23 protein-coding genes and 1 tRNA gene are annotated in these 26,190 nt (G+C 63.3%); 10 read left to right on the forward strand and 14 right to left on the reverse strand.

Annotation, left to right across the window (positions count from 1 at the left end; all coding sequences use genetic code 11):
* Positions 1 to 48 precede the first annotated feature (48 nt).
* Complete coding sequence (gene nagZ / locus ACY8GK_RS08705; RefSeq protein WP_462403003.1) at positions 49 to 1,047, reverse strand: beta-N-acetylhexosaminidase; 999 nt, start codon at positions 1,045 to 1,047, stop codon at positions 49 to 51.
* A gap of 123 nt (positions 1,048 to 1,170) precedes the next feature.
* Positions 1,171 to 1,881: a TetR/AcrR family transcriptional regulator gene (locus tag ACY8GK_RS08710; protein WP_196180070.1), complete on the reverse strand. Its 711-nt coding sequence runs from the start codon at positions 1,879 to 1,881 to the stop codon at positions 1,171 to 1,173.
* 287 nt (positions 1,882 to 2,168) lie between these two features.
* Here ACY8GK_RS08710 and lexA point away from each other — a divergent pair, with 287 nt between their 5' ends.
* Together lexA and sulA are read left to right on the forward strand one after the other, a co-directional pair.
* Positions 2,169 to 2,774 carry a transcriptional repressor LexA gene (gene lexA / locus ACY8GK_RS08715; RefSeq protein WP_196180072.1) on the forward strand — a complete coding sequence of 202 codons (606 nt, stop codon included), beginning with the start codon at positions 2,169 to 2,171 and terminating at the stop codon, positions 2,772 to 2,774.
* A gap of 12 nt (positions 2,775 to 2,786) precedes the next feature.
* On the forward strand, positions 2,787 to 3,263 hold the full coding sequence (gene sulA / locus ACY8GK_RS08720) for an SOS-induced cell division inhibitor SulA (RefSeq protein WP_196180074.1): 477 nt from the start codon (positions 2,787 to 2,789) through the stop codon (positions 3,261 to 3,263).
* 136 nt (positions 3,264 to 3,399) lie between these two features.
* Here the strand turns inward: sulA and ACY8GK_RS08725 are convergent, their stop codons facing one another.
* The 7 genes from ACY8GK_RS08725 to ACY8GK_RS08755 all read right to left on the reverse strand — a co-directional run bounded on the left by ACY8GK_RS08725 (position 3,400) and on the right by ACY8GK_RS08755 (position 11,667).
* A complete protein-coding gene (locus ACY8GK_RS08725; protein WP_196180076.1) occupies positions 3,400 to 3,633 on the reverse strand; it encodes a hypothetical protein in 234 nt (77 codons plus the stop codon).
* Between the two features lie 50 nt (positions 3,634 to 3,683).
* Positions 3,684 to 4,202 (reverse strand): DUF6586 family protein, encoded by a 519-nt coding sequence (locus ACY8GK_RS08730; protein ID WP_196180078.1) that lies wholly within the window; start codon positions 4,200 to 4,202, stop codon positions 3,684 to 3,686.
* Between the two features lie 250 nt (positions 4,203 to 4,452).
* The gene (gene topA, locus ACY8GK_RS08735) at positions 4,453 to 7,062 is read right to left on the reverse strand and encodes a type I DNA topoisomerase (RefSeq protein WP_462402837.1); all 2,610 of its coding nucleotides are present in this window, start codon (positions 7,060 to 7,062) and stop codon (positions 4,453 to 4,455) included.
* 100 nt (positions 7,063 to 7,162) lie between these two features.
* Positions 7,163 to 7,414 carry a DUF1653 domain-containing protein gene (locus tag ACY8GK_RS08740; RefSeq protein ID WP_196180082.1) on the reverse strand — a complete coding sequence of 84 codons (252 nt, stop codon included), beginning with the start codon at positions 7,412 to 7,414 and terminating at the stop codon, positions 7,163 to 7,165.
* Between the two features lie 68 nt (positions 7,415 to 7,482).
* On the reverse strand, positions 7,483 to 8,658 hold the full coding sequence (fadA, locus tag ACY8GK_RS08745) for an acetyl-CoA C-acyltransferase FadA (protein WP_196180084.1): 1,176 nt from the start codon (positions 8,656 to 8,658) through the stop codon (positions 7,483 to 7,485).
* Positions 8,659 to 8,690: 32 nt separating this feature from the next.
* The gene (gene fadB / locus ACY8GK_RS08750) at positions 8,691 to 10,838 is read right to left on the reverse strand and encodes a fatty acid oxidation complex subunit alpha FadB (RefSeq protein ID WP_196180086.1); all 2,148 of its coding nucleotides are present in this window, start codon (positions 10,836 to 10,838) and stop codon (positions 8,691 to 8,693) included.
* A gap of 391 nt (positions 10,839 to 11,229) precedes the next feature.
* Positions 11,230 to 11,667 (reverse strand): hypothetical protein, encoded by a 438-nt coding sequence (locus tag ACY8GK_RS08755; protein WP_196180088.1) that lies wholly within the window; start codon positions 11,665 to 11,667, stop codon positions 11,230 to 11,232.
* Between the two features lie 108 nt (positions 11,668 to 11,775).
* On the opposite strand from ACY8GK_RS08755, the gene ACY8GK_RS08760 reads away from it, so the two are divergent.
* Positions 11,776 to 12,216: a universal stress protein gene (locus tag ACY8GK_RS08760; RefSeq protein WP_196180091.1), complete on the forward strand. Its 441-nt coding sequence runs from the start codon at positions 11,776 to 11,778 to the stop codon at positions 12,214 to 12,216.
* A 43-nt stretch (positions 12,217 to 12,259) separates the two neighbouring features.
* Here ACY8GK_RS08760 and ACY8GK_RS08765 read toward each other — a convergent pair whose 3' ends face one another.
* Complete coding sequence (locus ACY8GK_RS08765) at positions 12,260 to 14,185, reverse strand: ATP-binding cassette domain-containing protein (RefSeq protein ID WP_462402838.1); 1,926 nt, start codon at positions 14,183 to 14,185, stop codon at positions 12,260 to 12,262.
* A 209-nt stretch (positions 14,186 to 14,394) separates the two neighbouring features.
* On the opposite strand from ACY8GK_RS08765, the gene ACY8GK_RS08770 reads away from it, so the two are divergent.
* Entirely contained in the window at positions 14,395 to 16,323 is a 1,929-nt protein-coding gene (locus tag ACY8GK_RS08770; RefSeq protein ID WP_462402839.1) for a transglycosylase SLT domain-containing protein, read from the forward strand.
* Positions 16,324 to 16,389: 66 nt separating this feature from the next.
* Here ACY8GK_RS08770 and ACY8GK_RS08775 read toward each other — a convergent pair whose 3' ends face one another.
* Positions 16,390 to 17,325: a chemotaxis protein CheV gene (locus ACY8GK_RS08775; RefSeq protein WP_196180097.1), complete on the reverse strand. Its 936-nt coding sequence runs from the start codon at positions 17,323 to 17,325 to the stop codon at positions 16,390 to 16,392.
* A 337-nt stretch (positions 17,326 to 17,662) separates the two neighbouring features.
* Between ACY8GK_RS08775 and ACY8GK_RS08780 the strand changes: the two genes are divergently transcribed.
* Positions 17,663 to 18,097 carry a histidine kinase gene (locus tag ACY8GK_RS08780; RefSeq protein ID WP_196180099.1) on the forward strand — a complete coding sequence of 145 codons (435 nt, stop codon included), beginning with the start codon at positions 17,663 to 17,665 and terminating at the stop codon, positions 18,095 to 18,097.
* Between the two features lie 203 nt (positions 18,098 to 18,300).
* Positions 18,301 to 18,960, forward strand: a complete 660-nt coding sequence (locus ACY8GK_RS08785; RefSeq protein ID WP_196180101.1) for a response regulator transcription factor — start codon at positions 18,301 to 18,303, stop codon at positions 18,958 to 18,960.
* Here the strand turns inward: ACY8GK_RS08785 and yegS are convergent.
* The 3 genes from yegS to moaB form a co-directional block, all read right to left on the reverse strand.
* Entirely contained in the window at positions 18,944 to 19,825 is an 882-nt protein-coding gene (yegS, locus tag ACY8GK_RS08790; protein WP_196180103.1) for a lipid kinase YegS, read from the reverse strand. The two genes, ACY8GK_RS08785 and yegS, sit on opposite strands and share 17 nt — an antisense overlap.
* An 84-nt stretch (positions 19,826 to 19,909) precedes the next feature.
* Positions 19,910 to 21,097 carry a molybdopterin molybdotransferase MoeA gene (locus tag ACY8GK_RS08795; protein ID WP_196180199.1) on the reverse strand — a complete coding sequence of 396 codons (1,188 nt, stop codon included), beginning with the start codon at positions 21,095 to 21,097 and terminating at the stop codon, positions 19,910 to 19,912.
* Positions 21,098 to 21,119: 22 nt separating this feature from the next.
* Complete coding sequence (gene moaB / locus ACY8GK_RS08800) at positions 21,120 to 21,659, reverse strand: molybdenum cofactor biosynthesis protein B (RefSeq protein ID WP_196180104.1); 540 nt, start codon at positions 21,657 to 21,659, stop codon at positions 21,120 to 21,122.
* A 194-nt stretch (positions 21,660 to 21,853) separates the two neighbouring features.
* On the opposite strand from moaB, the gene ACY8GK_RS08805 reads away from it, so the two are divergent.
* The 4 genes from ACY8GK_RS08805 to ACY8GK_RS08820 all read left to right on the forward strand — a co-directional run bounded on the left by ACY8GK_RS08805 (position 21,854) and on the right by ACY8GK_RS08820 (position 26,139).
* Positions 21,854 to 22,075 (forward strand): YgdI/YgdR family lipoprotein, encoded by a 222-nt coding sequence (locus ACY8GK_RS08805; protein ID WP_196180106.1) that lies wholly within the window; start codon positions 21,854 to 21,856, stop codon positions 22,073 to 22,075.
* Between the two features lie 66 nt (positions 22,076 to 22,141).
* Positions 22,142 to 22,218 (forward strand) — tRNA-Pro (locus ACY8GK_RS08810).
* A 232-nt stretch (positions 22,219 to 22,450) separates the two neighbouring features.
* Positions 22,451 to 23,857: a putrescine-ornithine antiporter gene (gene potE, locus ACY8GK_RS08815; protein ID WP_462402840.1), complete on the forward strand. Its 1,407-nt coding sequence runs from the start codon at positions 22,451 to 22,453 to the stop codon at positions 23,855 to 23,857.
* Positions 23,854 to 26,139: an Orn/Lys/Arg family decarboxylase gene (locus ACY8GK_RS08820; protein ID WP_462402841.1), complete on the forward strand. Its 2,286-nt coding sequence runs from the start codon at positions 23,854 to 23,856 to the stop codon at positions 26,137 to 26,139. Before potE ends, ACY8GK_RS08820 begins: the two co-directional genes overlap by 4 nt.
* Positions 26,140 to 26,190 lie beyond the last annotated feature (51 nt).

Raw genomic sequence — 26,190 nt, forward strand, 5'->3', positions numbered from 1 at the left:
AGCGATAAACAGTTCAGCCAAGCGCCCAGCAATGCTGCAGCGCGCGCTTCAGTCGATCAGCTGCGCCTGTCTCAGCGCCCCCAAGGCCTGCAACCAGCGAGGCTGTTCACGATAGTCGGTGCGCGCAAAACCCTGACCGCGCATGCGCGCGATGCGTGCGGACGGCCGCACCTTGAGGCGTTGTGCGCGGGCCAAGGCGAGTTCGGCCGCAGCCCGGTCGTTGCACACGAGCCCCATGTCGCAGCCAGCCTCCAGGGCTGCCTCGATACGATTGGCCGCGTCACCGACCACATGGGCACCGGCCATGGACAGGTCATCACTGAAGACCACCCCATCGAAACCCAGCTCGCCACGCAGGATCTGCTGCAGCCAACGGCGGGAGAAGCCTGCCGGCCGATCGTCGACCTGCGGATAGATCACATGCGCCGGCATGACCGCCGCCAGTTGGGCGCCTAGCCTGGCGAATGGCAGCAAGTCGCTCTTGCGCAGCTCTTCGAGGCTTCGCTCGTCGGTCGGGATTGCCACGTGCGAATCGGCTTCGGCCCAGCCGTGCCCGGGAAAATGCTTGCCACAGGCCGCCATGCCGGCGGCGTTCATGCCACGAATGAACGCGCCGGCCAGTTGCACCACGCGCTGCGGATCACCCTCGAAGGCTCGCCGGCCGACCACCGCACTGCGCCGATGATCGAGATCGAGCACCGGCGCAAAGCTCAGGTCGAGACCGACCGCCAGCACTTCGGTAGCCATCAGCCAGCCGCATTGCTCGGCGAGTCGCGACGCGTCGGGTTTGTCGGCCAGCTCACGCATCGCCGGCAGCCGCACGAAGCCTTGGCGCAGCCGCTGCACGCGACCGCCCTCCTGGTCGACCGCCAGGATCAGTTCAGGACGGATCGCCCGGATCGAAGCGCAGAGCTCCCGGACCTGACGGGGGCTTTGGATATTCCGGGCGAAGATGATCAGGCCGGCGACTTCGGGCTGACGCAGGAGCTGGCGGTCCTCGGAGGTCAGCCAGGTACCGGCGATATCCACCATCAGGGAGCCTTGCAGGCTGGCGGTCATGTTGAATCCTTGTTCAAGAAGCGGGGAAAGACAGGCTGCCGCGACCGGCACGTGCAATGCCGGACTCGCCAGGCCGCAAGCTTAGCCGAAGCGGTCCGCCGAACCCAATCCTCAGGCCTTGGCCGGTATCGTCGTGCTACCTGCCTTGCGCGTGCGCAGTTGCGCCGTGGCCATGGCCTGGTCGGTGACGCCGCTGTCGGCGCGCATGCCGGCTGCCAGGAACGGCACCATCAGACGCATGACCTGTTCGATCGAGGTATCGAGCCCGAAATCGTTCTCGGAGATGGCCCGCAGGGCCTTGATGCCCGACATGCTGAATGCCGCGGCACCCAGCATGAAGTGCACCCGCCAGAACAGCTCCAGGGGCGGGATGCGCGGTGCTGCCTCGCTGACCAGCGACATGTAGCGCCGAAACACCTTGCCGTACATGTCCTCGAGATAGCGACGCAGGTGTCCCTGGCTCTCACTGAAGGCCAGCCCCAGCAGGCGCATGAAGATGGACAGGTCGTTGTTGCTGCGCGGCTGCACGGCCAACGCTTGCTCGACCAGCATTTCCAGCAGCTCCTCGAGGCTGGGACGCTGGTCCGCACGCGCCTGCCGCCGCTCCAGCTCACGCTCGAGCGTCGCGCAGAACGGACCGAGAAAGCGTGAAAAGACCGCCTGTATCAGCGCTTTCTTCGAGCCGAAATGGTAATTTACCGCGGCCAGGTTGACGCTGGCCTTGCTGGTGATCAGGCGCAACGAGGTTTCCGCGAACCCCCTCTCAGCGAACAGCTGCTCGGCAGCATCGAGAATGCGTTCAACGGTTTCCGATTGGGCCATGACAATTCCGCCAGACAAACAGTTGTTTGAAACATACGTTTCACGTTGTGTCCTGTCAAGGTTTGGTGACCCGTTGGTCGCATCCGGGGCAGTCCGTGCCACAAGCCCCCAGCCGCAAGCTACTGGCGGTACTGGTCGAAGCGCAGAGCGTCTGCCCCCCGAGCGATGACGACCAATCATCACGGACAGCTTGCCGCCCGGAGCTTGCCGCTCGACCCTGGGCGCTTGCAGCCAGGCCAATACTGTATATAATCCCAGTCACTGTACAAAAAGCCAGAGCCAACGCCATGCTGAAACTGACGCCACGCCAAGCCGAAATCCTGGCCTTCATCAAGCGCTGCCTAGAGGACAACGGTTTCCCGCCGACCCGCGCGGAAATCGCCCAGGAACTAGGCTTCAAGTCCCCCAACGCCGCCGAAGAACATCTCAAGGCCCTGGCACGCAAGGGCGCCATCGAAATGACGCCCGGCGCGTCGCGGGGAATCCGCATTCCAGGAGTCGATACCAAGGACGACAGCGGCCTGCCGGTCGTGGGTCGTGTCGCAGCCGGTGCGCCCATTCTCGCCCAGCAGCACATCGAGGAATCCTGCAACATCAATCCGGCATTCTTCCACCCCAGGGCCGACTACCTGCTGCGCGTGCACGGCATGAGCATGAAGGACGTCGGTATCTACGACGGCGACCTGCTGGCCGTGCACACCTGCCGCGAAGCTCGCAACGGCCAGATCGTCGTTGCCCGCCTGGGCGACGAAGTGACCGTCAAGCGCTTCAAGCGCGACGGCGACAAGGTCTGGCTGATTGCCGAGAATCCCGATTTTGCGCCTATCGAAGTGGACCTGCACGAACAGGACCTGACCATCGAAGGCTTGAGCGTCGGCGTCATTCGTCGCTGACCAGGAGGCGTCATGCAGCAATCCCCCCAGCTTTGCGACTCGGTACAGCTGCCGCTGTTCGAGGCCTTTCTCGCCCAGCCGGCACTTTCCGGCCTCAAGGCGCGAGAGCCGGCCTCGCCCGAGTACCAGACCGAGTACTTCAGCGAGATGGCGCTGCGTGGCGCGCAAATCCATTGCCAGAACCTGCTTGCCCCAGTCTTGCGCGAACTGAGCGAAGAAAAGGACGCGCGCTGGCTGACGCTCATCGCCCCGCCAGGCAGCATAACCCATGCCTGGCTGCGTGATGCCGGCCTCAACCGCGAGCGCATCCTGTTGCTGCAGCCACGCGGCACCCAGAGTGCCCTGCAGCTGGCGAAAGAGGCCCTGCGTCTCGGACGCAGCCATACGGTCGTCAGCTGGCTCGGCAACATCAGCACCAACATGCGGCTGCAGCTGATCCAGGCAGCGACCGTCGGCAACGCCCAGAGCTTGAACATCCGCTTCGGCTAATGCCGGAGCCGGCACGGACTCCAGCTCATTTCGCCGGGCCATCGCGCTCCATCAATCATGCCAGCGAACTGGCCCGGCACGAAGCTGCGACACCTCGCGCAATGAACAGCCTCGGAATGTTCACTGCGCACGCTCATCAGTGCAGGACCCGCGGTTCCTCATCACGCTCGAGTTCACCCTCGGCAAGACGACCCGCCATCTGCACGCCCACGCTCAACATGGCCTTGGCCACCTCGACGTGCTGACCCTGCAGGAAGGCCTTGGCATCTTCGGAAAAATCCAGGATCACCAAGGACCCTTCGTCCTCGGCTCGGCGCAATTCGATGCGACCATCAGGCAGCTCGACGATTTCCAGAAACGATGTTGACATAACAGGCAGTTCTCCACTCAAGGCTGGCATTGTACCAGCCGATGCCCCTGTCAGCACTCACTCAAAGCGTCGCGAAAGCGTCGTACAAGACTCTTGAGGTTGCCGCGCCATTCTTCCAGCACCTCATGCGAGAGCGGCGGTACCGCCGGCTCGAGATTGACGGCCTGGATCAACGGTACGGCGACGTCCCCCTTGGCTGTCCGCTCCGGCTGCGGCGGCAGGAACAGTCCACGGTAGGCCTGCAGCAAATGCGCAAGCCATGTCTCGCGCTGCCCGGCGAGCTCCATCAGTTCCGCCATCTCCGGTATGGCCACGCCTTGCAGGCCCTGCTCGTCAAGAAAGGCTTCGACCCGCGGCGCGCTCGCTTGGGCAAGGCGATAGAACCCGGCAATCTCATGACACAGGCCAAGCAACGCTCCGTATAGATGAAAGAGCGCCGCCTCGCGCTCGGCCTGGACCAGGCCCTGGGCGTTCATGGCCGTGCTCAGGGAGGCCTTGGCCATCGAGTCGAGGGCCAGCCCGGCAAAGAAAAGTTTCTGGTTGGTGCGGGTATAGCGTTCCTGAGCCATGACGAAGCCCTCTGTTGTGCGCACTGCGCGACGATGATGCAGTTTCAGCCAGGGAATGGCGCCCTAGCAAGCTCGGAGACACCATTCGAACTCCGTCGAATGGGCCTCCTGCCCGCTTTCGCTCACCGACACGCCTTGGGCTCATACGAAAGTGCCTGCGCGACGATCATGCCGGGTTGCAACAGGCTCGCCGCTCATTGGCGGCCGGTAAAACCTTGCCTGCTCGCCGCTCGACGACTTTCATGCAACCCTAGCGCTTGTCCTCGACCTTCCAGGTCTTGCCGTCGTAGAAGGCTTTCCAGCCGGTCGGCTTGCCATCGACTTCCGACTGCACGTATTGCTCCTTGGTCTTGCGACTGTAGCGGATCACGGCAGGGCGTCCATCGGGGTCATGCTGCGGCGCCTCGCACAGGAAGTGATACTTGGAGTCGATCTCGTTCTTGTGTGGAACGATTTCCTTGACCAATGGCGCACGCGTCTCGCGATTCTTGGGAAACTGGCTGGCCGCCAGAAACAGCCCGGAAGCCCCATCACGCAAGACATAGGTATCATCGACCTTCTCACACTTGAGCTCGGGCATCTTCACGGCGTCCATCTTCGGCGGCGCCGCTTCGCCATTCTTGAGCAGCTTGCGGGTATTCTTGCAGGCCGGATTGGTGCATCCGAAGAACTTGCCGAAACGCCCAGTCTTGAGCTGCATTTCGCTGCCGCACTTGTCACATTCCAGGCTTGGTCCTTCATAGCCCTTGATCCGGTAACTGCCTTGCTCGATCTCGTAGCCCGGACAGTCCGGATTGTTCCCGCAGATATGCAGCTTGTGCTTTTCGTCGAGCAGATAGGCATCCATGGCCGTGGCACAGATCGGGCAGCGATGCTTGCTGCGCAATACGCGCGATTCGGACTCACCCTCGTCATCGGCCGCGATTTCGTCGCCGGGGACCAGATTGATGGTCGCCTTGCAACGCTCCTTCGGCGGCAGGCTATAGCCGGAACAGCCAAGAAACACGCCGGTCGAGGCGGTACGGATCATCATCGGACGACCGCATTCCTTGCACGGGATATTGGTCAAGGTCGGCTGGTTGGCGCGCATTCCGCCTTCGCTGGATTCGGCGTGCTGCAACTTGCGGCTGAAATCGCCATAGAACTCATCCAGCACGTTCTTCCAATCCCGTTCACCCTGCGCCACGTCGTCGAGGTTCTCCTCCATGTCGGCGGTGAATCCGTAGTCCATGAGGTTGGAAAAGCTCTCGGACAGGCGCTCGGTCACGATATCGCCCATCTTTTCCGAATAGAATCGCCGGTTGTGCAGCGTCACGTAGCCGCGATCCTGGATGGTGGAAATGATCGCCGCATAGGTGGACGGTCGGCCGATACCGCGCTTTTCCATCTCCTTGACCAGGCTCGCCTCGGTGAAGCGCGCCGGAGGCTTGGTGAAATGCTGGCTCGGGTCGAGCCGGATAAGCTCGAGCGCTTCGCCCTTGGTCATCTCCGGCAAGACATCGTCTTCTCCGGGCCGGCTCTGCTGGGGCAGAACGCGGGTATAGCCGTCGAACTTGAGAATACGGCCCTTGGCGCGCAGCTCGAATTCGGCGGCCGCCACGGTCACGCTGGTCGAAAGATACTGGGCAGGCGGCATCTGGCAGGCCAGGAACTGACGCCAGATCAGCTCATAGAGGCGCTCGGCGTCACGCTCCATGCCGCTCAGCTTGCTCGGATGCATCTGCACGTCGGAGGGCCGGATCGCCTCGTGCGCCTCCTGGGCGCCTTCCTTGCTGCCGTAGACCACGGGCGCATCGGGCAAGTATTGCTTGCCGAACTCCCGTTCGATGTAGTGCCTGGCCATTTCCAGCGCATCGGCCGAAAGGTTGGTCGAGTCGGTTCGCATGTAGGTGATGTAGCCTGCCTCATACAAGCGCTGGGCCATCATCATGGTCTTCTTGACCCCGAAGCCGAGGCGATTGCTGGCCGCCTGTTGCAGTGTCGAGGTGATGAACGGCGCGGATGGCTTGCTGCTAGTCGGTCGGTCTTCGCGCTTGATGACGCTGTAGCTTGCCGTCTTCAGCTTTTCCAGGGCAGCCATGGCCTGGGCTTGGTTCAGTGGCTTGAAGGCTTCGCCATTTTCCCGAGCCACCTCGAACCGGACTTGCGCATCGCGGGCAGTGCCGAGGTCGGCATGCACTTCCCAGTATTCTTCCGGGATGAAGGCACGGATTTCCCGCTCTCGCTCCACGACCAGCTTGACCGCCACCGACTGCACACGACCCGCTGAAAGGCCACGAGCGATCTTCGACCACAGCAGCGGCGATACCATGTAGCCCACTACCCGATCGAGGAAACGCCGTGCCTGCTGCGCATTGACCCGATCGATGTCCAGCTCGCCCGGCTGGGCGAATGCGTCCTGAATGGCCTTCTTGGTGATCTCGTTGAACACCACGCGCTTGTAGCGGCTATCGTCGCCACCGATCGCTTCGCGCAGATGCCAGGCGATGGCTTCCCCTTCACGGTCAAGGTCGGTCGCGAGATAGATGGTATCGGCGTCCTTGGCCAGGCGACGGAGCTCGTCGATGACCTTTTCCTTGCCAGGCAGGATCTCGTACTTGGCTTTCCAGCCATGCTCCGGATCGACCCCCATGCGCGCTACCAGCTGGCGCCGGGCCTTTTCCTTCGGCGACAGGGCTGGTGCTTCGCCCGCTGCCTTGCCGCGCTTGGCTGCCGGTTCCTTGGAGGCACTGGCCGAACCGCTGGTGGGAAGGTCGCGGATATGGCCGATACTCGACTTCACCACGTACTGGTTGCCCAAGTACTTGTTGATGGTCTTGGCCTTGGCCGGGGATTCCACAATGACCAGCGATTTGCCCATGGATCGGAGTATTCCTGAAATCTGAAGATAAAAACGCATCAGGTGCCTGATGCGGCACCGCTATATATAGTGGCAACAGAGTGAGGTCAAGCGCAGTAGTTCAACGGCCCATGGTGCCCAGTGGTTCGAACGGTCCCGTTTCGGCCTCGACCAAAGCAAAGCGCGGCACTCGCTCGCCGTCAACCTCGACCGACTCCTGGAACATCGCCAAGGGCCGGACCCAGAGCCCGAAATCACCGTACAACGCCTGATAGAACACCATCCACTCTTCGGTTTCAGAGTGGCGTGCCGTTGCGAATACGCGGTACTCGGGACCTTTGTAGTGACGATAAACTCCTGGCTGCAGTTGCATGCCTGTCTCCTCTGGCTGTTGCAAAAAAAAACCGGGGCACCCGGCCCCGGTCGTCATCGGCGATCCATTCAGACCCGCTCGAAGACCGTGCTGATGCCCTGGCCAAGACCGATGCACATGGTGGCTACGCCCAACGCCCCTCCATTCTGTTTCATGACATTGAGCAGCGTGCCGGAAATCCGCGCGCCAGAACAGCCGAAAGGATGGCCCAGGGCGATGGCTCCCCCATGCAGGTTAACCTTCTCATCCATCTTGTCGAGCACTTTCAGGTCCTTGAGCACCGGCAAGGCCTGCGCGGCAAAGGCTTCGTTGAGCTCGAAGAAGTCGATGTCGGCGATGCTCAGGCCGGCACGCTTGAGCGCTTTCTGCGTCGCTGGCACCGGACCGTAACCCATGATCGCCGGGTCCACCCCGGCAACCGCCATCGAGCGAATCACCGCCATCGGCTCGATGCCCAGGTCCTTGGCACGCTGCGCCGACATCACGATCATGCACGAGGCGCCATCGGTGATCTGCGAGGAGGTGCCCGCCGTCACGGTGCCGCCTTTGGGGTTGAAGGCTGGCTTGAGCGCGGCGAGACCTTCGAGGGTGGTTTCCGGCCGGATCGTCTCGTCGTAGTCGTAGACCTTGAGAAAACCGTTCTCATCATGCCCTTGCATGGGGATGATTTCGTCCCTGAACTTGCCCTCGACCGTCGCCTTGTGGGCCAGCTGGTGCGAGCGCAGGCCGAACAGATCCTGCTGTTCGCGGCTGATGCCATGCATCTTGCCAAGCATTTCGGCGGTCAGCCCCATCATCCCCGAGGCCTTGGCGGCGTAGAGCGACAGGTGCGGATTGGGGTCGACCCCATGCATCATGCTGACATGCCCCATGTGCTCGACACCCCCGACCACGAACACGTCGCCGTTGCCGGTCATGATTGCCTGGGCAGCGGTATGCAGCGCGCTCATGGATGATCCGCAAAGGCGGCTTACCGTCTGCGCCGCGCTGGTATGCGGAATCGGCGTCATCAGCGAAGCCATGCGGGCGATGTTCCAGCCCTGCTCGAGGGTCTGGTTGACGCAGCCCCAGATCACATCCTCGACTTCCTTCGGATCGACCTTGCCGTTGCGCTCCAGCAGCTTGGTGATCAGGTGCGCCGACATGTCTTCGGCACGGGTATTGCGGTGCATGCCACCTTTGGAGCGGCCCATGGGGGTACGACCGAAGTCGACGATCACCACGTCTCTAGGATTCAGGCTCATATCTGTTCTCTCGCTCAGTCTCGGTGGGTCGCTCAACCAAAGAAACGCTGGCCGTCACGGGCCATTGCGCGCAGCTTCTCGGTAGGTTGGTACAACGGCCCAAGATCGGCATAACGGTCGGCCAGCTCGACGAACTCGGCGACCCCGATCGAATCGATGTAGCGCAACGCGCCGCCACGGAAGGGAGGGAAGCCGATGCCGTAGACCAGGCCCATGTCCGCCTCGGCGGCCGTCTCGACGATACCGTCTTCCAGGCAGCGCACGGTTTCCAGGCACAGCGGGATCATCATCCAGTTGATGATGTCCTCGTCGCTCAGCTCGCGATGCTCATGGATGATCGGCCGCAGCACGTCGAGCACGGCGGGATCGGCGACTTTCTTCGGCTTGCCTCGCTTGTCGGTCTCGTAGGCATAGAACCCCTTGCCATTCTTCTGGCCCAGGCGATCGGCCTCGTAGAGCGCATCGATGGCGGTGCGCCGGTCATCCTTCATGCGATCGGGGAACCCTTCGGCCATCACGTCGCGGCCATGATGACCGGTATCGATGCCCACCACATCCATCAGGTAGGCCGGGCCCATCGGCCAGCCGAACTTCTCCATCACCTTGTCGATGCGTACGAAATCGACGCCGGCCCCGACCAGACGGGCGAAGCCGCCAAAGTAGGGGAACAGCACCCGGTTCACCAGAAAGCCGGGGCAGTCGTTGACCACGATCGGGTTCTTGCCCATCTTGCGGGCGTAGGCCACCGTGGTGGCCACCGCCTCGTCGCTGGATCGTTCACCACGAATCACTTCGACCAGTGGCATCATGTGCACCGGATTGAAGAAGTGCATGCCGACGAAGTTTTCCGGTCGCTCAAGCGCCTTGGCCAGCAGGTTGATGGAGATGGTCGAGGTATTGGAGGCGAGGATCGTCTGCTCGCCGACCTTGGCCTCGACCTCGGCCAGCACCGCTTGCTTGACCTTGGGGTTCTCGACCACTGCCTCGACGACGATGTCGACATGGCCGAAGTCCCCATAGGACAGGGTCGGCCGGATGGCATTGAGCGCCTCGGCCATCTTTTCCGGGGTCAGGCGGCCTTTTTCGACCCGCTTGCCCAGCAGCTTGGCCGCCTCCCCCAGGCCCAGCTGGATAGCCTCCTCGCGGATGTCCTTCATCAGGATCGGCGTGCCCTTGAGCGCCGACTGGTAGGCGATACCGCCGCCCATGATACCGGCCCCCAGTACCGCCGCCTGACTGACTTCGCGGGCGAGCTGGTCGTGCACCTTGGCCTTGCGCTTGAGCTCCTGGTCATTGAGGAACAGCCCGACCAGGCTTTGCGCGACCGAAGTCTTGGCCAGCTTGGCGAAGCCGGCCGCCTCGATCTCCAAGGCCTTGTCGCGACCGAAATTGGCAGCTTTCTGGATGGTCTTGATCGCTTCCACCGGGGCCGGGTAGTTTGGCCCTGCCTGGCCGGCGACGAAGCCCTTGGCCGTCTCGAAAGCCATCATCTGCTCGATGGCATTGAGCTTGAGCTTCTCCAGCTTGGGCTGGCGCTTGGCCTTGTAGTCGAGTTCGCCAGTGATCGCGCGACGGACCAGGTCAAGCGCCGCTGCCTGCAGCATTTGCGGCTTCACCACCGCATCCACGACGCCGACCTTGAGGGCTTCTTCGGCACCGTTCTCCTTGCCCGCGGCAATCCACTCGACGGCGTTGTCCGGACCGATCAGCCGCGGCAGGCGCACCGTACCGCCAAAACCGGGGTAGATGCCAAGCTTGACTTCCGGCAGGCCGATCCTGGCACTGTCGGCCATCACCCGGTAATCGGCGGCCAGGCACATTTCCAGGCCTCCGCCGAGCGCGATGCCGTTGATGGCCGCTACCGTCGGCACCTGCAGATCCTCGAAGTCGCTGAAGATCCGGTTGGCCTGCAGGCCACCGGCGACCAGGTCGGCCTCGGGCAGCTTGAAGTTCTCGACGAATTCGGTGATATCGGCACCGACAATGAATACGTCCTTGCCACTGCTGACGATCACGCCCTTGACGGAGGTATCGGCCTTGATGGCGTCGACCGCCTGGCGCAACTCGTCCAGGGTAAGCCTGTTGAATTTGTTGACGGATTCACCCTTGAGGTCGAAGCGCAGTTCGACGATGCCGCTTTCAAGAGCCTTAACCGTGATGGCTTTACCTTCGTAAATCATCAACTGATCTCCACGATATGGAAGCTGAACTGTACGCGCCGATCGCTGTAGCCAGGCGGCTGGCCAGCAGCCTGCGCCTGCCATGACCCCAGGCACCCCGGTCGCCGCGCTGATCGGGCCGAGACAGAGCGCTGCTTCATGCAAACGCTCAATTCATACGCCCGTTTGACTTGGGTGCGCACACATTCTCCGAAATGCGGGGCATTGTCAAATGCCCCGAGGCACCGGCGAGACGCGACTTTTCGGTCACTTTCCGCCCGCCCATTCACAGCCTCGTGACGGACACGACCAGACCTGTGGTATAGACCACGACGAACGAAAAAACTCTGGGGAAGAGAGAACCAAGACCAACCGCGACGCACGTGCAGCTTGAAGCTTGCAGCTCAGCCCCTCAAGCCAACTGCTCCAGCACCGCGGCAATATCCACCAATACAGACTCCTCGCCGCGCTCGCCCCAATACAGGGAAAGCATGCGCGAGTCGGCTTCGACCTTGTGGACGCTCTCGGGCAGGCGTGAGAACGCCTCGACCAGGCGCGGCTCGGCGCAGGGTTCACGCCATTGGTCAAGCCATACCCCGGGCGCTGCCTGCCAGTAGCACCAGCTGTCCGCGCGCCCTCTGCGCCGGGCCCGGTAGTACTGCGGACACGGGTCCGGCAGATCCTTGTGCAACCAGTACGGCCATTGCTGGGGGGCCAGCTGCATGGCCAGGCCCATCCTGCGCCCTGTCATGCGCAGGCTCATCTGCTCGCTCTGCCTGCGCGAAGGTCGCAGCCAGGCCAGTGGGCTGAGCACCAGTGCAAGGATTGACACAACCAGCCATATCGTCATATCTGTAGCCCCTACAATGCGTTGCAAATGAGCTGGTTAGCCGTGACTCGCACGCTCAGCCGGAAAACGACCATACTTGAACCATTGCGATTGTCAGGAGTGCCACTCATGTCCTACGAACACCTCTTGGTCGCTGTCGACCTGACCGAAGAATGCGACCCGGTCATCAAGCGTGCCATGAAGCTCGCCGAGCCCACTGGCGCCAAGGTCTCGCTGGTGCATATCGTCGAGCCGATGGCCATGGCCTTTGGCGGCGACGTGCCGATGGACCTCTCGCAACTGCAACAGCAGCAGTTCGATCAGGCCAAGGAGCGAATGGACCGCCTGTTCAACAAGTATCCAGGCATCCAGCGCGGTGATTCGCATCTGAAATACGGCCAGCCGCGCCAGGAAATCCATGCCCTGGCCACCGAACAGCAATGCGACCTGATCGTCGTCGGCAGTCACGGTCGCCATGGCCTGGCCCTGTTGCTTGGCTCGACGGCCAACGATGTGCTGCATGGTGCCCCTTGCGACGTATTGGCGGTGCGCCTGCAGAAGAAGGACTGAGCGCCGCGGCCTGGCCATTCTCGCTGGCCAGGCCGCAACGTCTTCAGTCTTCCAGCTCGGCCCAGCGTTCGACCAGCACGTCCAGTTCTGCCTGAAGCTGCTCCAGGCGCGCCAGTACCGGCGATGTTTCGCCAATCGGTCGCTGGTAGAAACCTGGGGAGGCGATTTGCGCCTGAACCGCAGCCATCTGCTGCTCGAGCGCGTCGATCTGTCCAGGCAGGGCCTCCAGTTCGCGCTGGAGCTTGTAGCTGAGCTTCTTCTTGGCCGGCTCGGCCGGTGCCGAGGGGGCAGGCGCTGGCGCGGCTTTCGGCGCCTGCACCACTGCGCTGTTGAGCTCGGACTTGCCAGACCTGCTTTCGCTCACGCCCAGCAGCTTCGGCGAGCCACCCTGGCGAATCCAGTCCTCGTAGCCCCCGACATACTCACGTACCCGCCCCTGCCCTTCGAAGACCAGTGTGCTGGTCACCACGTTGTCGAGGAAGGCACGGTCGTGGCTGACCATCAGCACCGTTCCCTTGTAGTTCGACAGCACTTCCTCGAGCAGCTCGAGGGTTTCCACATCCAGATCGTTGGTGGGCTCGTCCAGCACCAGCAGGTTGGCCGGCTTGCTGAACAGCTTGGCCAGCAGCAGGCGCGCGCGCTCGCCACCTGACAGCGCCTTGACCGGCGTGCGGGCACGCTGCGGGCTGAACAGGAAGTCGCCCAGGTAGCTGAGCACGTGCCGACTCTGGCCATCGATCTCGATGAAGTCCCGTCCTTCGGCAAGGTTGTCGATGACGGTCTTTTCCAGATCCAGTTGATGCCGCATCTGGTCGAAATAGGCCACTTCGAGACGGGTTCCACGCTCGATTCGTCCGCTCCCGGGCTCCAGGTCGCCCAGCATGAGCTTGAGCAAGGTGGTCTTGCCGGTACCATTGGCTCCCAGCAGACCGATGCGGTCCTCACGCTGCAGGACCATGGAAAAATCCCTGACCAGCCACGGGCCGTCGGGATGGGCGAAGCTGACGTCTTCCAGGAGCATGACCTGCTTGCCCGACTTGTCGGCCGACTCGATCTGGATATTGGCCTTGCCCTGGCGCTCGCGGCGCTGACCGCGCTCGACCCGCAGCGCCTTGAGCGCCCGTACGCGGCCTTCGTTGCGCGTGCGACGGGCCTTGATGCCCTGGCGGATCCAGACTTCCTCCTGGGCCAACCGCTTGTCGAACAGCGCGTTGGCCGTTTCCTCGGCGGCCAGCATCGCCTCCTTGTGCACCAGGAAGCTGGCATAGTCGCCGTTCCAGTCGATCAACCCGCCACGGTCGAGTTCCAGGATACGAGTGGCCAGGTTCTGCAGGAACGAACGGTCGTGGGTGATGAACAGCACGGCGCCGTTGAATCCGCTCAGGGCTTCCTCGAGCCAGGCGATGGCACCGATGTCCAGATGGTTGGTCGGCTCGTCGAGCAGCAGCAGGTCGGGCTCGGATACCAGTGCCTGAGCCAGCAGGACCCGACGGCGCCAACCGCCGGACAGTTCGGCCAAGGTCTTGTCGGCGGGCAGCTGCAAGCGACTGAGCGTGCTTTCGACCAGCTGCTGCAAGCGCCAGCCGTCGCGCGCCTCGAGCTCGTTCTGCACATGCATGAGCTTGTCCAGATCGTCGTCGCCGCCGATATTCTGGCTCAGATGATGGAACTCTGCCAGCAAGGCACCCACGCCATCGAGACCTTCGGCGACCACGTCGAACACGCTGCGGCTATCGGCGACAGGCAGCTCCTGGGGCAGCTCACCGATCTTCAGGCCAGGGGCTCGCCAGATCTCGCCGTCATCGGGCTTCTGCTCACCCTTGACCAGGCGCAGCATGCTCGACTTGCCCGTACCGTTGCGGCCGATGATGCACACCCGCTCGCCACGGGCGATCTGCCAGGACACCTTGTCCAGCAGCGGCATCGCGCCGAAGGCCAGGGACACATCGCTGAATTTGAGCAGGGTCATGATTCTCTCCAGAAACCGGGCGCGCATTCTACCCGACTTGGCCGCCCAAGGCATTATGCGCCCAGGCCTGCCATCGGCCGACCCGTCGGCGATCGGATGTCGCACAACGCTTTGTTCGCCTATCGGCAAACAGCTAAGCTAAGGTCGTACGACTCAACCTGTGCTGGCGAAGCCGTCACTTTCCATGCTTTCAACTGCCCGGACGTATCATGCGCAGCTGCCTGTTCTCCCTCGTCTCCTGCCTGTTTCTCACCGCCACCACCAGCGCCATGACCCAGGCCGGCGACCTGGTGTTGCAACGCCAGTACTACGACGAGGCCAAGCGTGCGCTGGCCAAGGGCGACAAAGGCCCTTATCTGCGCTACGCACAGGCCCTGAGCGACTATCCTCTGACGCCCTACCTGGCCTATGACGAACTGACCGCCCGCCTCAAAAGTGCCAGCAATGAGGAAATCGAACGTTTCCTGGCCGCCCACGGCGACCTGCCCCAGGCCAACTGGATGAAGCTGCGCTGGCTGCGCTGGCTCGCCGAACGTGGCGACTGGGCCACTTTCGCCCGCTACTACGACCCGAAACTCAACTTCACCGAGCTCGACTGCCTCAATGGCCAGTACCAGCTCATCCACGGGCAGCGCGCCGAAGGCCTGGCCACGGCGGAAAAGCTGTGGAACGTGGGCAAGTCCCAGCCGACCGCCTGCGACACGCTGTTCGGCATGTGGGCCGCCGAAGGCCAGCTGACCGAGGCCCGTCGCTGGCACAGGCTCAGGCTGGCCGCGCAAGCGCGCAACTATGCCCTGGCCAACAGCCTGGTCAACACGTTGCCCACCCTGGGCCGCCAGGGTCGCCTGCTGATCGAGGTGGCACAGAAGCCCGAACTGCTGGACCAGCCGACACGCTTCGAGCCGGTCGACGAGGCGATGTCCGATGCGGTCGGTCTTGGCCTGCGCCGCCTGGCCCGCCAGGATCCACAGCGAGCCATGGCGCTGCTCGACGGCTATGCTTCGCGCATGCATTTCTCCAAGGACGAGAAGGTCGCCATCGCCCGCGAGATCGGCCTGACCTTGGCGCGCCGCTACGATCCTCGCGCGCTGGAACTGATGACCCGCTACGATCCTGAGCTGCGCGACGACACGGTCACCGAATGGCGTCTGCGCCTGCTGTTGCGCCTTGGTCGCTGGCAGGACGCCTACGAGCTGACCCGACGCCTGCCGCCGGAGCTGGCGGCCAGCAACCGCTGGCGCTATTGGCAGGCACGCAGCCTGGAACTGGCGCAACCGGACAACCCGCAGGTCATGGCACTGTACAAGGTCGTCTCGCGAGAACGGGATTTCTACGGCTTCCTCGCCGCCGATCGGGCGCGCACCCCCTACCAGCTCAACAGCAAGCCGCTGGTGCTGAGCAAGCAGCTGCTGGCCAAGGTAAAAGCCACGCCCGGCGTCCAGCGCGCGCTGGAGTTCCACGCCCGCGGCCAGATCGTCGACGGCCGCCGCGAGTGGTACCACGTCAGCCGTCACTTCGATCGCGACGAGATGGTCGCGCAGGCGCGCCTGGCCTATGACATGCGCTGGTATTTCCCGGCCATCCGCACCATCAGCCTGGCGAAGTACTGGGACGATCTGGAAATCCGCTTCCCCATGGCCTACCGCGATACGCTGGTACGCGAGGCCAAGGTCCGAGGCCTGCACTCGAGCTGGGTGTTCGCGATCACCCGCCAGGAAAGCGCCTTCATGGAAGACGCGCGCTCCGGCGTCGGCGCCAGCGGCCTGATGCAGTTGATGCCGGCTACCGCCAAGGAGACCGCGCGCAAGTACGACATACCGCTGGCCTCGCCGGCCCAAGTGCTCAATCCCGAGAAGAACATTCAGCTGGGCGCGGCCTACCTGACCCAGGTACATGGGCAGTTCAACGGCAACCGGGTACTTGCTTCGGCCGCTTACAATGCCGGGCCGGGCCGGGTACGACAGTGGCTCAAGGGCGCCAGGCACCTGAGCTTCGATGTCTGGGTCGAATCCATTCCGTTCGACGAAACGCGTCAGTACGTGCAGAACGTGCTGTCGTATTCGGTCATCTACGGCCAGAAACTCAATTCGCCTCAGCCGCTGGTCGATTGGCACGAGCGTTATTTCGACGACATGTGACACATGCCGGCAGCCGCCTGCCCGAGCCTCCCGTAGTGCTCGACCAGCTCGCTGCCGGCAGCCGCCTCAGGTTTCGGCAGGTTGGCGCTGCAGGCACTCGCGAACGATATCCACCAAGCGATCCGGCTGGAACTTGGAAAGGAAGCTGTCGCAACCGACCTTCCTGACCATCGACTCGTTGAAGCTGCCCGACAGCGAGGTATGCAGCACCACGAACAGATTGCGCAGGCGCGGATCGTTGCGGATCTCGGTGGTCAGGCGGTAACCGTCCATCTCCGGCATCTCCGCGTCGGTGAAGATCATCAGCAGCTTTTCACCGACATTTTCCCCCGCATCCGCCCAACCCTTGAGCAGCCGCAAGGCCTTGAGCCCATCGCTGGCCACATGCAGTTTCACGCCCAGCTGGCTCAGCGTTTCACGCAACTGCGCCAAGGCCACGCTGGAGTCATCCACCAGCAGCACTTCTCGGCCGCGGGCGCGCGCCAGCAGCGGGTCCTCGAGCTTGTCGCGCGAAACCTTGGCGTTGTAGGGCACGATTTCGGCGAGCACCTTTTCCACGTCGATCACCTCCACCAGTTGCTCGTCGACCTTGGTGATGGCGGTCAGGTAGTGCTGGCGACCGGCGCTGGAAGGCGGCGGCATGATCGCTTCCCAGTTCATGTTGACGATTCTGTCCACGCTGCCGACCAGGAATGCCTGAACCGAACGGTTGTATTCGGTGACGATGATGGTGCTGTTCGGCCCAGGTTGCAGCGCACGCATGCCGATGGCCTGGGACAGGTCGATGACCGGTAGCGTCTGCCCACGCAGGTTGACCACGCCGCAGACGAAGGCATGGCGTTGCGGCATCAAGGTAAGGCGCGGCAATTGCAGGACTTCCTGAACCTTGAACACATTGATGGCGAACAGTTGTCGACCAGCGAGCCGGAACATGAGAATTTCCAGGCGATTTTCGCCCACCAGCTGCGTTCGTTGGTCTACCGTGTCAAGAATGCCAGCCATTGAGCCCCCTGGATTGCAACAAATGTTTAAGACAACGTGGTGATGCTGTATCGGCTGTTCGACGACCAGCTTTACCCATTCGACGAACGGGGCCGGCAAAATTGATGTCATTTCAGTATCATTTTTTCAGGACCACACCCACTCACTACCGCACATTGGCTGTTTTCCTCGCCCTGCTCAGGGATTTCCCTAGCTCCCGTAAGGTTGAAACCGATTTGCGGAGCTGGCTTCAACCTTTAATGTTGCGCCCCTCTCGAACCTGCGGACAGCGACAGGCTTTGCCAGCCCTGGCCTCGCCGTGGCGGCAGGTTTCCTAGCTTCGATGGTTGGAAACGTCATGACTGAACGTGCGTCATTGCCCGTCGGCCTGCTGCCGGCCTTCATGGAGGATGCGCAAAGGTTGCTGGAGCGGGCCCAGGATTGCCTGTTGCATCTGGTGGTGATCGACAACGATCCGGATGCCTGCCTGCACCTCACCGAAACCCTGGACGAACTTTCGCGCCGCGCCGCGGCTGCCGGCCTGGCCGAAGTGGCCAGCTTCGCCAAGACGCTGGGCCAGCAGTTGCAGCCGGCCTGCTTGCGCCTCGCCTTGCGGCCGCGTGCCCTGCCAGTCATAGAAGCATGTCTGACGCACCTGGCCTGGCAGCTCGAACTGCTCGATCCCCATACCGGTCTGCTCAATCTGGATACTGCCGAACAGGTGGTCCTGCTCGAGGATCTGGCGGACAGCCTGGGCCAACGCGAGGTGCTCGCTGGCCCGGCTGCCGGCTAGCGTGGTGCTCACAAGCAACTTTCAGTGGTACTGCTCAAACCCTCAACCAGGAAGATCCGGATCGACCGCGGCAATCCACCGCTGCCGGTTGGTCAGGGACCTGTCCGGCTCGAAGTGCTAACATGGTGCAGGCAGGTCCTCTGCCAGGCTGCATCCTCCGGCCTGCCTCCCGCTTGCGAGCCTGCGACCGAACCGGACGACCCATGACCTGTAGACTGCTGCTGGTGGACGACCATTCTCTGATCCGTGCTGGCGTGCGCGCACTGGTCGCGGATATCCCAGGCTTCTCGGTCATCGGCGAAACCGCCGACGGCAGCCGGCTGCTCGACCTGGTTGCCGAGTTGTCGCCGGACATCGTCCTGCTCGACGCGTCCATGCACTCTACCGGCGGCCTGGATGCGCTGACCAGGCTGCGTGAATGCGGCGCGACCTGCCGCGTGCTGATCCTGTCGATGCATCGCGACCCGGAGTTGGTGATGCGCGCCCTGGAACACGGCGCCCATGGCTACCTGCTCAAGAACACCACCGCTGTCGAACTGCAACTGGCCTTGACTGCCTTGTGCAACAACGGCCGTTACCTCAGCCCGGCCATCGCCCAGACCGTGATCGACCAGGCCTTGCTCCACCTGGAGGGCAAGCGCCAGGCTGCCGCGCAGCGGTACAACCTCACGGCCCGGCAGATGGAAATCCTGCGCCTGATCGTCAGGGGCAAGACCACGCGCGAGATAGCCAACGGGCTGGGCCTGTCGGTCAAGACCGTGGAAACCCACCGCTCACAGGTCATGAAACGCTTGCAGATCCATGACGTGGCCGGCCTGGTATTGTTCGCGGTACGCGAGAAGATCATCAGCCTGGATGACTGAGCAAGGGCGAACCCGCCGGCAGGTGCAGACGCAGCGCCTTGGCGCGCGCCTCGAAGCGCAGCCGTTGCGCCTGCAACGGTTCCCCATCGAGGTTGATGTCGATGCCCTGGACACTGCGCACCTCCACCCAGGGTAGTCGGGCACGGATGTACAGCCCCTCGCCCACCAGCAGCTCGCGCAAGGCGCCGACCACTTCCTGTGGGGCCGGCAGGATGCTGATGTCCAGCAAGCCATCATCGATCACCGCGTCGGGGCACAGCTCATGCCCGCCGCCAGCTTGCCGACCATTGCCAATACCCAGCGCGAGCAGTGGGCCTTGCCACTGGAAGTCCGGGCCGTGGATCTCCACCGATGCCGCCTGCAGCTCGCTGAAGCGACTGATCCCGGTGATCATGTAGGCGGCCGCGCCCAAGGCTTTCTTCAAGTCCTCCGAGGTGTTGGCGGTGACCTGGCTGCCGAAGCCACCCGTGGCCATGTTCAGGAATGCCTTGTCACCTGCCCGCCCCAGATCCACCGGCGTGGCTGGACGTTCCAGCAACAGCAGCGCCGCGCCAGGCTCCAGGGGCACGTTGGCGGCATGGGCGAAGTCATTGGCCGTGCCCAGGGGCAACAAGGCCAGGCTCGCCTGGGCGCCCTCCATGGCTTGCGCCACATCGCGCAGCGTACCGTCGCCGCCGCCGGCCACGACATGGGCATAGCCGGCCTCCAGCGCTTCCTTGACCAGCCGCTGCGCATCACCGGCTTCCCAGGTCAAGCGTACATCGAACGTCCAGCCACGCTCGCGCATCTGCTTGACGGCGTCCCGTACTTCTTCGTTCATTGCCTGCTTGCCATGCAGGACCAGCATCGCCCGTCGAGTGTCCATAGCGCTTCTCCTCCGCAGAGCCACCGCAATCTCGACCGCGCCGATGGCCGATATACTCCCTGAGCGCGGGAAAACCTCCGGCTTTCAGCCAAGCAGTTCGCTGAACGGAATGAAAGGCACGCTTTGCCCCACCTCCAGCGTCAGGCCTTCGCGTACCTCGACGAGCCCTTCGGCCCACACCGCACTGCGCAGCACGCCTGAGCTCTGATTGCCATACAGGCAGGCCCGACCGTTCTCCAGGCGCGCCCGCAGGTACTCGCGCCGTCCGCCGGCCTTGGGCCAGTCGAACCCCGCCGGCACATCGAAACGCAGTGCGGCCACCTCGGCCACGCCCTGGCGGCGCAACAGGTAAGGACGGGCCAGCAAGCCGAAGGTCACCAGGGTCGAAGCCGGGTTGCCAGGCAGACCGATGACGGGGATGCCCTGGTAATGCCCAACGGTCAGTGGCTTGCCCGGCTTGATCGCCAGCTTCCAGAAAGCCAGCTCACCCGCTTCGCGCAAGGCGATGCCCAGGTAATCCGCCTCACCGACCGAAACTCCACCGGTGGAGAGGATCAGGTCCACATCCTGCAGGCTGGCCAGGCAAGCCCGGGTCTGCGCCAGATCATCGGCCAGAATGCCCCCATCGACGACCTCGCAGCCCAGCCTTTGCAGCCAGCCGAGCAGCAGGCGACGATTGCTGTTGTAGATCTGTCCCGGTCCCAGCGGGGAACCAGGCTCCACCAGTTCGTCGCCAGTGGACAACACCGCCACCCGTAGGCGACGCACGACCGGCAGCAGCGCGGCGCCGAGGCTGGCCGCCAGGCCGAGTTCGATCGGCCCCAGGCGGGTACCGGCCGGCATGACCGGCTCGCCGACACGGGTTTCCTGGCCCTGCGGGCGAATGTTCTGCTGCAGGGCGAGCGGGGCCAGCAGGCGAACCCGACCGTCCTCGAGCACCTCGACGTTTTCCTGCATCTCGACGCAGTCGGCGCCCTCGGGTACCGGTGCGCCGGTGAAGATCCGCGCGCAAGTGCCCGGCTCGAGCGGCGCCGCGGCCTGACCGGCGAAGATCCGCTGGCTGACTGGCAAAGGCTCGCCCTGCCAGTCGCTCATGCGCAGAGCATAGCCATCCATGGCACTGTTCGCCCACGGCGGCAGGTCCAGGCTGGCCACCAGGGCATGCGCCAGCACGCGCCCATCGGCAGCGGCCAGCGGCACCTGTTCGGTAGCGCCGATCGGTGCCGCCTCGGCCAGTGCCAGAAGCCGCTCCAGTGCCTGCTCCACCGGCATCAGGGAGCGCTTCGTAGCCGGCTCACCCACGGCTTTCACAGGGCGCTGCCTGCTTCAGGTGAGGGACGAAGTTGCATGGCCGGTGCCGCGCATCGAGCTGTTCGCCGATGATCTTGTCCCAGCCGGTTCGCACCGCATTGGTTGAGCCGGGCAGGCAGCAGACCAGGGTGCCGTTGGCCAGGCCGGCCAAGGCACGCGACTGCACCGTGGAGGTTCCGATATCCGCGAGCGAAACCTGCCGGAACAGCTCGCCGAAGCCTTCGACCTGCTTGTCCAGCAGGCAGCTGACGGCTTCCGGCGTGCTATCCCTGCCGGTGAACCCGGTCCCGCCGGTGATCAGCACCACCTGCACCACCTCGTCGGCGATCCAGGCCGCGACCTGCGCACGGATCTTGTACAGATCGTCCTTGAGCAGTACGCGGGCGGCCAGCAGGTGGCCGGCCTCGGTGAGCCGATCGACGAACAGCTGTCCGGAAGTGTCGGTTTCGAAGGTACGCGTATCGCTCACGGTGAGCACCGCGATATTCAGTGGTACGAAGGGAGTGTCTGCCTTGGCTTTCATCTGGAAACCTGGAATCCGCTGACGGGAAGGATGAATGCCGATGGTTATACCACAGGCCATGCGTCGTCGCCGCAGCCGTACCGGCCTCGGTGGCCTGCTCCGGTTCGTACGGGCGCTATGCTGCAGGGGCAAGGAACTTGTGCGGCGACCCTGCGTCTCACTGTCATCCCACCACTTCGTATCGGAGAAAGACGATGTTCCAACGTACCCTTTCCGCTTTTGCACTTGCACTGGGTCTGGCCACGCTCGCCGGTTGCGCATCGCCGACCGTGATCACCCTCAATGACGGTCGTGAGCTCCAGGCCGTGGATACGCCTTCCTATGATGAAGAATCCGGCTTCTACGAGTTCGAACAGCTCGACGGCAAGCACACCCGTATCAACAAGGACCAGGTGCGCACCGTCAAGGAGCTGTGAACGAGGATTTCCTGCGACATCAGGGGCTTGCATGGCCCCGGAGGGATCGGATAAGATCATTCCCATCGGAGTGTAGCGCAGCCAGGTAGCGCGTCTCGTTCGGGACGAGAAGGCCGCAGGTTCGAATCCTGTCTCTCCGACCAAATCCAGGTGCCAGGCTGGTCCTATCGGTCCTGGCACCTCCCGAAAGCCCGCCTCGTGCGGGCTTTTTCGTTCCTGCCCGTCCTCTACCCGCCCCACCCGGCCATCCGCCATCCCATGCCGCGGACGACCAGGCTTCCTTCGCCGCCCAAGCGCGAGACCGTTCGACATCATGCTTGTCATATGGCGAGGTTTTGCTATGCCTAATACTTCGGTCCGTCAAGGAATACGACAATGGCAACGCCCAGGAAAATGAGCGTCGTTCAACTGACCTTGCTGACAGCGGTCAACATGCTTGGGTCAGGCATCATCCTGCTGCCGGCGAAACTTGCCGAAGTAGGCGCGATCTCGGTCCTGTCCTGGCTGGTCACGGCCACGGGCTCCCTGGCACTGGCCTATGCCTTCGCCCGCTGCGGCATGCTCAGCCGAAAGACCGGTGGCATGGGCGGCTATGCCGAGTATGCCTTCGGCAAGGGCGGCAACTACATCACCAACTACACCTATGGGTTGTCGCTGCTGATCGCCAACGTCGCGATCAGCATCACGGCCGTCGGGTACATCCAGGTCCTGTTCGACCTGCGACTCGATTCGCTCCAGGTCGCCCTGGCGACCATAGCGCTTCTGTGGATCACCACATTCGCCAATTTCGGCGGTGCCAGCGTCACCGGAAAGATCGGAGCCGTCACGGTCTGGGGCGTGATCGCCCCGGTCGTGCTGGTCTCGACCATCGGCTGGTTCTGGTTCGACAGCAGCATCTATGCCGCCGGCTGGAACCCGCACGACAAGAGCTGGTTCGAGGCAGCGGGCGCGTCGGTGGCGATCACGCTCTGGGCCTTCCTGGGCCTGGAGTCGGCCTGCGCCAATACCGACGCCGTGGAAAACCCCGAACGCAACGTGCCGATCGCGGTACTCGGCGGCACCTTGGGTGCAGCGGTGATCTATATCCTCTCCACCAACGTCATCGCCGGCATCGTCGACAACCCCGAACTGGCTGCATCCACCGCGCCGTTCGGGCTGGCCTTCGCCAAGATGTTCAATCCCGCGGTCGGCAATGCCGTGATGGCGCTGATGGTGCTTGCCTGCGTCGGCTCGCTGCTGGGCTGGCAATTCACCATCGCCCAGGTGTTCAAGAGTTCGGCCGACACCGGCTACTTCCTGCCGGTCTTCGCCAAGGCCAACAGGGCCGGCACCCCGATCATCGGCATGCTGATCCTGCTGGCCGGCCAGACGGCCCTGGGCCTGTTGACCATCAGTCCGGACCTGAGCAAGCAGTTCGACACCCTGGTGAACCTGGCGGTGGTCACCAACCTGGTGCCCTACATCCTGTCCATGGCCGCCCTCATGACCTTGCAGAAGGCCTCGCAGGTACCGCCGGGCAAGGCCCTGGTCACCAACCTCATCGCCTGGGTAGCGACCGCCTACAGCTACCTGGCCCTGTACAACTCGGGTGAGCAGGCGCTGATGATGGGCGGGCTGGCCACCATCTTCGGCTACACCTTGTTCGGCTTCGTCAACAATCGTCTGATTCGCCTCGAAGCGCTCAACCGCAGCGTGCCAGTGCAGACTGTCGGCGCCCAGCACCTGAGCCAGCCGCCCATACCCGTCAACGAGCTTGCATCCACCGCGGAGACCCGCCCATGACCGACCAACGCAGACTGCTTGGCATGCTGGCGCTGCTGATCGCCAGCACGCCTGACAAACGCACGGTGTTCGGCCGTGCCCTGGACCAGCTGATCAGCGACGTGGAGGAGCGCGCCATCAGCGTGCTGGTTTCCGAGTCCCTGGACGATGCCACGGCCATCCTGCAGTCCGACCCGGCCATCCAGTGCGTGCTGCTGAGTTGGGAGCTGGACCGCAGCGAGGGGCACGCAGCCTGCATCGAGCTGCTTGCGACCTTGCGCCGACGCAATACCCGAGTGCCGGTATTCCTGCTCAGCGATCGCAGCACGGCCTCCAACATTCCCTTGCTGGTGATGCAGCACGCCGACGACTTCATCTGGCTGCCCGAAGACAGCAGTCGCTTCCTCAGCGGGCGCATCCTCGCCGCGATCGAGCGCTACCGCCAGAACGTTCTGCCGCCGATGTTCGCAGCCATGCTGAAATTCGCGCGATCCTACGAGTATTCATGGCACACGCCAGGTCACACGGGCGGCACGGCCTTCCTGAAAAGCACGGCTGGCCGGGCGTTCTACGAATTCTTCGGCGAGAACCTGCTACGTTCGGACCTGTCGATCTCGGTCAGCGAACTCGGCTCGCTGCTCGACCACAGCGGCCCCATTGGCCAGGGCGAACGCTATGCAGCCAAGGTATTCGGCGCCCATCGCACCTACTACGTGACCAATGGCTCGTCCACCTCCAACCGGGTGATTCTCATGGCCAGCGTGACCCGCGGCCAGGTCGCGCTGTGCGATCGAAACTGCCACAAGTCGGTCGAACATGCGATGACCCTGTCGGGGGCGATCCCGACCTACCTGCTGCCCACGCGCAACCGTTACGGCATCATCGGGCCGATTCCACCCCAGCGCTTGAGTGCAGAGGCGATACGCACCGCCATCGCCAGCAATCCTCTGGCAGGCCCCGACATCGACCCCACTCCGGTCCACGCGATCATCACCAACTCCACCTACGACGGGCTCACCTACAATGTGACCCGGGTCGAGCAATTGCTGGGCCAGAGCGTTGACCGACTGCACTTCGACGAAGCCTGGTACGGCTATGCCCGCTTCAATCCGCTCTACAAGAACCGTTTCGCCATGCATGGCAGGCCCCAGGACCACGATCGCGGCGGGCCTACCGTATTCGCCACCCAATCGACCCACAAGTTGCTGGCCGCGCTCTCCCAAGCGTCGATGATCCATGTCCGCGACGGGCGCAACCCCATTGCCCACGAACGCTTCAACGAGTCGTTCATGATGCATGCCTCCACCTCGCCCAACTACGCCATCATGGCTTCGTGCGACGTGAGCTCGGCCATGATGGAGGCGCCCAGCGGAGAGATCCTGACCAACGAATCCATCGAGGAAGCCATCGCCTTCCGCCAGGTCATCTCGCGCATGCACAACGAGATGTCGACCCAGGGCGAGTGGTTCTTCTCCTGCTGGCAGCCGCCGCAAGTCCATCTGGACGGCGCCCCGGTGGCATTCCACGACGCCCCTGCCGCAACCTTGAAGAGCGATCCGCGCTGCTGGGTGCTACGCCCCGGCGAGCCATGGCACGGTTTCGGCGATATCGAGGACGGCTACTGCATGCTTGACCCGATCAAGGTCTCGGTGCTCACCCCAGGCATGGGCGAGGATGGCCAGCTCATGGACACCGGCATCCCGGCCTGCGTGCTCAGCGCCTATCTGGGCTACCAGGGTATCGTCGTGGAGAAAACCACGGATTTCACCATCCTGTTCCTTTTCTCCATCGGCATCACCCGAGGCAAATGGGGAACATTGGTCAATGCGTTGCTGGACTTCAAGCGAGACCATGACAGCAACCTGGAACTCGAGCTCTGCCTGCCCGGGCTGGTCGCCGCCAACCAGCAGCGCTACACCGGCATGGGCTTGCGCGACCTGGCCGAGGAGATCTTCGCGGCCATGAAAGCACATCGCACCACATCGACCATGGCCCAGGCATTCGCCATGCTGCCCGAGGCCAAGCTGAGCCCGGTGCAAGCCTATGAGAAGCTGGTACGCAACGAAGTGGAACGGGTCAGCCTGGCACAGGTGGCGGGTCGGACCGTCGCCACGGGGATCGTGCCTTACCCGCCCGGCATCCCGTTGCTGATGCCGGGGGAGAACGCTGGCCCGGCAGACGGGCCGGTGCTGGCCTACCTGACCGCGCTCGAGCGTTTCGACAGTGCCTTCCCAGGCTTCACCCATGACACCCATGGCATCGAGAGCGAAGCAGGAACCTACAAGCTGCTGGTACTCAAGTAAAGGCAACCAGGTACTGCTCGCCCCGAGGCAGCCCACGCAGCCTACACGGCT

The organism is Pseudomonas sp. Marseille-QA0332, assembly GCF_054950175.1.

What these genes read in the sequence shown, in the direction of transcription:
- ACY8GK_RS08710 (WP_196180070.1), bottom strand. Translation starts at nt 1,881, where the DNA reads ATGGCCCAATCGGAAACCGTTGAACGCATTCTCGATGCTGCCGAGCAG.
- lexA (WP_196180072.1), top strand. Translation starts at nt 2,169, where the DNA reads ATGCTGAAACTGACGCCACGCCAAGCCGAAATCCTGGCCTTCATCAAG.
- sulA (WP_196180074.1), top strand. Translation starts at nt 2,787, where the DNA reads ATGCAGCAATCCCCCCAGCTTTGCGACTCGGTACAGCTGCCGCTGTTC.
- ACY8GK_RS08725 (WP_196180076.1), bottom strand. Translation starts at nt 3,633, where the DNA reads ATGTCAACATCGTTTCTGGAAATCGTCGAGCTGCCTGATGGTCGCATC.
- ACY8GK_RS08730 (WP_196180078.1), bottom strand. Translation starts at nt 4,202, where the DNA reads ATGGCTCAGGAACGCTATACCCGCACCAACCAGAAACTTTTCTTTGCC.
- topA (WP_462402837.1), bottom strand. Translation starts at nt 7,062, where the DNA reads ATGGGCAAATCGCTGGTCATTGTGGAATCCCCGGCCAAGGCCAAGACC.
- ACY8GK_RS08740 (WP_196180082.1), bottom strand. Translation starts at nt 7,414, where the DNA reads ATGCAACTGCAGCCAGGAGTTTATCGTCACTACAAAGGTCCCGAGTAC.
- fadA (WP_196180084.1), bottom strand. Translation starts at nt 8,658, where the DNA reads ATGAGCCTGAATCCTAGAGACGTGGTGATCGTCGACTTCGGTCGTACC.
- fadB (WP_196180086.1), bottom strand. Translation starts at nt 10,838, where the DNA reads ATGATTTACGAAGGTAAAGCCATCACGGTTAAGGCTCTTGAAAGCGGC.
- ACY8GK_RS08755 (WP_196180088.1), bottom strand. Translation starts at nt 11,667, where the DNA reads ATGACGATATGGCTGGTTGTGTCAATCCTTGCACTGGTGCTCAGCCCA.
- ACY8GK_RS08760 (WP_196180091.1), top strand. Translation starts at nt 11,776, where the DNA reads ATGTCCTACGAACACCTCTTGGTCGCTGTCGACCTGACCGAAGAATGC.
- ACY8GK_RS08765 (WP_462402838.1), bottom strand. Translation starts at nt 14,185, where the DNA reads ATGACCCTGCTCAAATTCAGCGATGTGTCCCTGGCCTTCGGCGCGATG.
- ACY8GK_RS08770 (WP_462402839.1), top strand. Translation starts at nt 14,395, where the DNA reads ATGCGCAGCTGCCTGTTCTCCCTCGTCTCCTGCCTGTTTCTCACCGCC.
- ACY8GK_RS08775 (WP_196180097.1), bottom strand. Translation starts at nt 17,325, where the DNA reads ATGGCTGGCATTCTTGACACGGTAGACCAACGAACGCAGCTGGTGGGC.
- ACY8GK_RS08780 (WP_196180099.1), top strand. Translation starts at nt 17,663, where the DNA reads ATGACTGAACGTGCGTCATTGCCCGTCGGCCTGCTGCCGGCCTTCATG.
- ACY8GK_RS08785 (WP_196180101.1), top strand. Translation starts at nt 18,301, where the DNA reads ATGACCTGTAGACTGCTGCTGGTGGACGACCATTCTCTGATCCGTGCT.
- yegS (WP_196180103.1), bottom strand. Translation starts at nt 19,825, where the DNA reads ATGGACACTCGACGGGCGATGCTGGTCCTGCATGGCAAGCAGGCAATG.
- ACY8GK_RS08795 (WP_196180199.1), bottom strand. Translation starts at nt 21,097, where the DNA reads ATGCCGGTGGAGCAGGCACTGGAGCGGCTTCTGGCACTGGCCGAGGCG.
- moaB (WP_196180104.1), bottom strand. Translation starts at nt 21,659, where the DNA reads ATGAAAGCCAAGGCAGACACTCCCTTCGTACCACTGAATATCGCGGTG.
- ACY8GK_RS08805 (WP_196180106.1), top strand. Translation starts at nt 21,854, where the DNA reads ATGTTCCAACGTACCCTTTCCGCTTTTGCACTTGCACTGGGTCTGGCC.
- potE (WP_462402840.1), top strand. Translation starts at nt 22,451, where the DNA reads ATGGCAACGCCCAGGAAAATGAGCGTCGTTCAACTGACCTTGCTGACA.
- ACY8GK_RS08820 (WP_462402841.1), top strand. Translation starts at nt 23,854, where the DNA reads ATGACCGACCAACGCAGACTGCTTGGCATGCTGGCGCTGCTGATCGCC.